6 protein-coding genes are annotated in these 6,440 nt (G+C 71.1%); 3 read left to right on the top strand and 3 right to left on the bottom strand.

Features of this window, described 5'->3' with window-relative positions; genetic code table 11:
* Positions 1-382: 382 nt before the first annotated feature.
* Positions 383-1,591, bottom strand: a complete 1,209-nt coding sequence (locus tag AB7J25_RS07415; RefSeq protein WP_428506441.1) for an AAA family ATPase — start codon at positions 1,589-1,591, stop codon at positions 383-385.
* Between the two features lie 10 nt (positions 1,592-1,601).
* On the bottom strand, positions 1,602-2,639 hold the full coding sequence (locus AB7J25_RS07410) for an aliphatic amidase (protein ID WP_428506439.1): 1,038 nt from the start codon (positions 2,637-2,639) through the stop codon (positions 1,602-1,604).
* Positions 2,640-2,837: 198 nt separating this feature from the next.
* On the opposite strand from AB7J25_RS07410, the gene AB7J25_RS07405 reads away from it, so the two are divergent.
* The gene (locus AB7J25_RS07405; protein WP_428506437.1) at positions 2,838-3,902 is read left to right on the top strand and encodes a substrate-binding domain-containing protein; all 1,065 of its coding nucleotides are present in this window, start codon (positions 2,838-2,840) and stop codon (positions 3,900-3,902) included.
* Between the two features lie 16 nt (positions 3,903-3,918).
* On the opposite strand, the gene AB7J25_RS07400 is transcribed toward AB7J25_RS07405, so the two are convergent.
* Positions 3,919-4,263 carry a MarR family transcriptional regulator gene (locus AB7J25_RS07400; RefSeq protein ID WP_428506435.1) on the bottom strand — a complete coding sequence of 115 codons (345 nt, stop codon included), beginning with the start codon at positions 4,261-4,263 and terminating at the stop codon, positions 3,919-3,921.
* Between the two features lie 330 nt (positions 4,264-4,593).
* Between AB7J25_RS07400 and AB7J25_RS07395 the strand changes: the two genes are divergently transcribed.
* The gene (locus AB7J25_RS07395) at positions 4,594-6,072 is read left to right on the top strand and encodes a hypothetical protein (RefSeq protein WP_428506433.1); all 1,479 of its coding nucleotides are present in this window, start codon (positions 4,594-4,596) and stop codon (positions 6,070-6,072) included.
* On the top strand, positions 6,072-6,371 hold the full coding sequence (locus tag AB7J25_RS07390) for a hypothetical protein (protein WP_428506431.1): 300 nt from the start codon (positions 6,072-6,074) through the stop codon (positions 6,369-6,371). The genes AB7J25_RS07395 and AB7J25_RS07390 overlap by 1 nt, the downstream gene beginning before the upstream one ends.
* Positions 6,372-6,440 lie beyond the last annotated feature (69 nt).

Here is a 6,440-nt window from a genome sequence, read left to right as displayed (position 1 = left end):
CGGGGTGTGCTGCGGGCGGACGGGGCTGTTTTGGGTCCGGGGTGCTTTGGGGGGGGCCGCGGGCGGGCCGGGGCGGACTCCGACCGGTTTGGTTCACTCGCCTCCTCGCAGTGGCTGGATGCGGTTCGCAGGGGCTGCAGCCTTTGCGAGGCGTGCCGGGACCCTGCGAGGAGGTGCCAGTACGTCTGCGAGGCGCGTCCAAACCCTGCGAGGAGATGCCTGAGCCTCTGCGAGGTGCGATGGAAGCCTGCGAGGAGGGACCCGGACCCCTGCGAGGAGGGACCCGGACGCAGCGGGGAGCAGCGGGGAGCAGCGGGGAGCAGCGGGGAGCAGCGGGGAGCAGCGGGGAGCCCTGCCGAGCGGCTCCCCGCACCCCTCGAGGTCAGGCCGGGACCGACGGGCCGGGGCCCTCGGACGCCGCCACCGCGACGGCGCCGTCCACCACGTCCACCCGCACCCACAGCCCACCCGAGTCCCCGTTGGCGGCGGCCCCGCCGCCCGGCCCGGCCACGGAGCCCGACCCGCCCGGCCCCGCCACGGACCCCGCCCGGTGCCGCACCAGCGCCTCGGCCGCCGGCACGACCACGCTCGCGCGGACGACGCGGGCCAGCCCGCGCGCCCCGAGTACGGGGTCGAACCCCTTGCGGACCAGGTACTCCACCACTCCGGGCCCGACGTCGAGCTCGGCGCCACGGCGGCGGAACACCGCGGCAACGTCGCGCAGCTGCAGCGCCACGATCGCCTCGGCGACGTCGGGGGCGATCTCGGTGAAGTACACGACCTCGTCGAGGCGGTTGAGGAACTCGGGATCGAAGAAGTCGCGCACGGCGCCGTCGACGGTGCCGCGTTCCCGGCCGCGCAGCCCCGCGGCCAGCCGCGTGGCGGGCGGCCCGAGCACCGGCGCCGCCGCGGCGGCATCCACGAACCGCCGCCACGGCCGGGAGCGGCGGCGGGCCAGGTCGCGCGAGCCGAGGTTGGAGGTGAGGAACACGAAGGCGTTGCGGAAGGAGATCGTCCGCTCGCCGTTGGCCAGGGTGAGCACGCCGCGGTCGAGCACGCCGAGCAAGGCGCGCAGCACCACCGGATGCGCCTTCTCGATCTCGTCGAAGAGCACGATTCCGGGCCGGTAGGGGGTGCCCTCGACGGTGTCGCGGTCGAACATGCTGTGGCTCTCGCGGCTGCCCGCGTACCCAGGCGGGGAGCCGGCGAGCGAGGCGGCGTAGTGCTCCTGCGCGAGCTGCCCCATGTCGACGCGGCACAGGTCGTCGGGCCCACCCCGCAGCTGGGCGGCGAGCCTGCGCACCATCTCGGTCTTGCCGACACCGGTCGGCCCGACCAGCAGCATGCTCGCCAGGGGGCGTTCCCGGTCGTGGAACCCCGCCTGCGTGACGACGAGTGCCCGGCGCAGCGCACGCACGGCGCCCGGCTGGCCGACGACGCGGTCGCCGACGGCGGACGCCACCGCGGCCGCATCGAACGCGCCCGTACGGTTCGCCGGGGCGGGCGAGCCCGGTGGGCCGGACGGACCGGTGAGATCCGTCCGGCCGTCGCGCCGGTTCTGGTCGTGGAATCGGTCGCTGAGGAACGGCATCCCTGGACGGTCAGGCGTTCTTCGTCTGCTCGTACGGCAGGTCGTAGACGGGGCAGTCGGCGACGCCGATCGTCGAGCGGGTGATCGTCTCGACGGCCTCCTGGGCCTTCTGGGCGTCGGTGACCCACATCTTGTAGAAGTCGAAGGGGCAGTCGGCCACGCCCTTGTCGCCGTCGCCCGCGGCGTGCACGCCGGTGTAGCCGCGGTGCAGGAGCTTGAACAGGTGGTTCTGCGACTGGTCGTTGGCGCGGGCGTCGCGGATGGTCGACAGCGACAGCTGGGCGTACTGGATGCCCATCTCCTCCTCGCCGCACTCGCCGAGGCTGCGGCCGTCGAAGCCGATGATCGCGGAGTGGCCGAAGTAGGAGTAGACGCCGTCGAAGCCCGCGGCGTTCGCGACGGCCACGTAGCAGTTGTTGGCCCAGGCCATGGCCTTGGCCATGAGGACCTGCTGCTCCTTGGCCGGGTACATGTACCCCTGCGGGCGGACGATGAGCTCGGCGCCCTTCATCGCGCAGTCGCGCCAGATCTCGGGGTAGTTGCCGTCGTCGCAGATGATCAGCGAGATCTTGAGGCCCTTGGGGCCGTCGGTGACGTAGGTGGTCTCGCCGGGGTACCAGCCCTCGATCGGCGTCCAGGGCAGCACCTTGCGGTACTTCTGCACGATGTCGCCGTCGGAGTTGATGAGGACGAGGGTGTTGTACGGGGGCTTGTTCGGGTGGTCCTCGTGGCGCTCGCCGGTGATCGAGAAGACGCCCCAGGTGCGGGCGCGGCGGCAGGCGTCGGAGAAGATCTCCGTCTCCTCGCCGGGCACGGTCGCGGCGGTCGCGTACATCTCGTCCTGGTCGTACATGATCCCCATTGTCGAGTACTCGGGGAAGACGACGAGGTCCATGCCGGGCAGGCCTGCCTTCATCCCGACGAGCATCTCGGCGATCTTGCGCGCGTTGTCCAGCACCTCGGCCTTGGTGTGCAGCCGGGGCATCGTGTAGTTGACGACGGCGACGCCGACCGTGTCGGGGCTCGACGAGATATCACCGTGACGCACTGAAGGCCTCCCTGAGGACGGTCACATTACTGTAACTACGAGATATTCCAACTGAAGATATTCATCCTGGTAGGGTGTCGTCAAGGTCGCGGCCTTGCGGCGCCAGGTTCACTCGATGTGCGCAGTCTCCCGTCAACACGGTCGCAACAGGTTCGGAGAAGACTTGGCAGCTCTGAGCTACCTCCGGGAGGAGGCTGCATGGCATCGGACCTGATGGAGATCGCCTTCGTCATTCCGACCAGCGGCACGTCGGGCATCTACGGCCCGTCGTGCAAGGCGAGCGGCCGCCTCGCCGTCTCGGAGATCAACGCTGCCGGCGGGATCCTCGGCCGCGAGGTGAGCCTCGTCCCGGTCGACGGCGGCCGCGCGCCGCGGGCCGTCGCGGCCGAGGTCGGCGCGCTGGTGGAGGCCGGGCGGGTCGAGGCGGTGGCGGGCTGGCACAACTCGGCGGTGCGCCAGGCGGTGGCCGCGCGGGTCGCCGGGCGGGTCCCGTACGTCTACACCGCGGTGTACGAGGGCGGCGAGCACTCGCCAGGCGTGTATCTCACGGGCGAGACGCCGGGCTACCAGCTCCTGCCCGCGATGGACTGGATGGCCCGCGAGCTGGGCGTGCGCCGGTGGGCGGTCGTGGGCAACGACTACGTCTGGCCGCGGACCTCGGCCAGGGCCGCGCGCCGCTTCGCGCACATCGTCGGCGCCGACATCGTGCACGAGGAGTTCGTCCCGATGGGGACCGAGGAGTACGGCCCGATGCTGCGCCGCGTCGAGCGGGCGCGCGTGCAGGGCGTGCTGATGTTCCTGCTCGGGTCGGACGCGGTGCGGTTCAACCGGTCGTTCACCCAGATGCGCCTGCCGGAGCGATGTCTGCGGCTCAGCCCACTGATGGACGAGAACATGCTGCTCGCCACGGGTGCCGCGAACGCGCACGAGCTGTACTCGGCGGCCGGCTTCTTCGAGGCGCTCGGCACGCAGTACAGCCTGGACTTCGAGAGCCGCTACATCGAGCAGATGGGCCCGACCGCCCCGGCGATCACCTCACCGGGGGAATCCTGCTTCGAGGGCCTGACGCTCCTGGCCCGCCTGACGGCGGCGGCACGCAGCATCGAGGTGTCGTCGATCAACGCGGTGGCGGACTCGGTGGCCTACGAGGGACCACGGGGGAGCGTGCGGGTCCGCAACCGTCACCTCGCACAGCGGATCTACCTCGCCCGGGCGGACGGCCTGGAGTTCGACGTCCTGGCGGAGATCCACAGCGGCGTCTGACCGGGTCGTGCGGGGATCAGCGGGCCCGGGCCGTCGACGCCGGCTCGCGCGCGAGGCGGTCGAGCATGTCGAGCAGCGCCGGTCCGTCGCCCGGGACGGTGGCGAGGGCGGCCTGCTCGATGTCGGCGACGCGCGGGGCGAGCTCGGTGTGCAGCGCGCGGCCGTCGTCGGAGAGGAAGGCCAGCACGCGCCTGCGGTCCCGGGAGTCGACGAGCCGGTAGACGGTCGCCGCGTCGACGAGCCGGTCCACGATCTTGGTGAGGGTCGGGCCGGGAACGACGATCGCGGCGGCGATCTCGGACATCGGGTGTCCCTCGCCGTCGGCGAGCAGGTCGACGACACGCCACTGGTCGATGGTCATGCCCCTGCTGCTCAGGACCGCCTCGATGCGGCGGGTCAACAGGCGCTCGACCTGCGCGAGGACCCGGTTCAGGGTCGGACCGCCGTTGGCGTGCGCTGGTTCGCCGGATCGTGTCACGGATGGGTCCCCCCGTCGTCGTCGACAGTCTTGCTGTCAGTTCGAACAGTGTCAGCCTAAGCCGTCTGTGGTCCGGACGCCGCTCGTGGTGGTCCGACCCACACGGTTACTTTACAATGGAGGTATTGCCATCAGACACTATTCACGTATGTTGCAACATCATCCCGCGTCCACCACCGCGGCACCGACCCGCCGAAGGAGAGAGCACCAGACATGGCGACCGATCACGAGCACGACCACGGCGACCACGGGCACGGCCACGGTCACGAGACCGCGCTCGCCAGGATCGAGGCCCTGAGCAAGGAGAAGGTGCACCACGCCGGCGACCACGAAGGCCCCTTCTCGGTGCACGTCCTGGGCCTCGGGCCCACCGGCACGTCGCTGGTGGCCGCGATGCTGTCGGAGGCACCCGAGGGGTTCACCGCACTGGCGGTCGACGTCGGCGCCGGCGAGCGCCTCGCGGCGGTCGCCGGAGGCTCCGTCAGCACCGTCGACCTGCCGATCCCGAACCGCGGCGACCTCTCGTCCGCGCTCAACCGCTACCGCGAGTTCCTGAAGATGGAGTACCCGCGGTACTATTGGAACCCCAACTACGAGCCGTGGCTGCCCGGAGACCTCGAGCTCCCCGGCCCCGGCGAGCCGATGGACCGCGCTCTGGCCAAGGCCATCTACGGGTCGGAGTACTACCAGAACCGCGAGATCACCCAGGCCCTCGACGAGTTCGCCGCCGGCGTGCTCTCGAGCGACCGCACCCCGCTCGTCGTGGTCGCCTTCTCCCTGGCCGAGACGGTCGGCAGCGGGATCGTCGTCGAGATCGCCCGCCACCTGTCCTCGATCAAGCTGGGCCGCCGCCCGTGGGTCGTCGGCCTCGGCTTCCTGCCGGAGTCGCCCGAGCCCGCCTTCTTCCCGGTGATCAACGAGCTCGACTGCATGGTCGACACCGAGAAGAACAACGGCGTCATGGCGGTGTGGGGCGACCTGTACAAGAACCCCTTCACCGGCGGCTTCTTCGCCGTCCCCGCCGAGGCCGGCACCGACACCGTCCCGGGCATCGCGAAGTTCCTGTCCGCGGGCGGCGGCCGCCACCTCTACGAGACCCTCAAGGCCCTCAACTGGCTCGCCGTCCCGGGCGACCAGTGGCACCCCGCGATCCGCGGCGAGCAGAGCGACCGCTGGATCAACCTGCTCACCACGCGCTCGCTCGACGACGCGGGCTCGCTGTCCTCGCTCGGCCTCAAACCGGGCTTCGCCACCGAGTACGTCGAGGCGCGCGTGCTCGGCTCGGGCCGGGAGGCCGAGGAGGCGGCGGCGGCCGTCACGAAGGCCCTCCCGGGAGTCGCGGCCACCCGGGTCGACCCGGTCGTCGAGACCGCCGACGACGCGGCCGGCATCGTCAGCGTGGTCGTCCCGCGGGCCTCGAAGCTGGATCTGGACCTGTTCGTCCCCTCGCGCGACCTGTACGACCCGCTCGAGTGGGACGACAAGCTGATGATGCACTCCTGGCTGCTCGACCTCGGCGTCATGCTGTGCGAGCCCTCCATCCGCTTCGACGGCATGGGTGGCGAGTGCATCTGGGGCTGCGCCTGCTGGGTGGTCGTCCCGCACGCGGCGATCCGGGGCGAGGAGGCGCCCGCCGAAACCACCGCCACGATCGAGGCCCCGAAGCCCGCACCCGTCTCGGGGGGCAGCTGATGGCCATCGAGTGGGCCGAGATCGTCGCCCGCTACAAGGACGGCGCCGAGCTCCCGTCGATGCCCGGCGCGCGGACGCTCAAGGTGACCGGTGCCGACGACGAGTACATCTACGTCTCGCACCGGCTCTGGAGCGACAAGATCACGCGGGCGCACCTGGAGAAGGCGATGCGCCTGCTCGACGAGGGCCAGATGACCCGCAACTACGGCGACGTCATCGACCACTACCGCACCTACATCGCCGATGAACGCCCCACCACGGCCGCGACGATCCTCAAGGACCTGGGCTACGTCGAGTAGCCCTGTCGCAGCCCACCCCAGCCCCACAGACGTCACCGAACGCACGACCACGACACCGACGTGCGGCGC

Source organism: Pseudonocardia sp., from assembly GCF_050246655.1.
Lineage (GTDB): Bacteria > Actinomycetota > Actinomycetes > Mycobacteriales > Pseudonocardiaceae > Pseudonocardia.
Note: the sequence above shows the minus strand (reverse complement) of the source record. Positions and strands in the feature narration are given on the sequence as shown.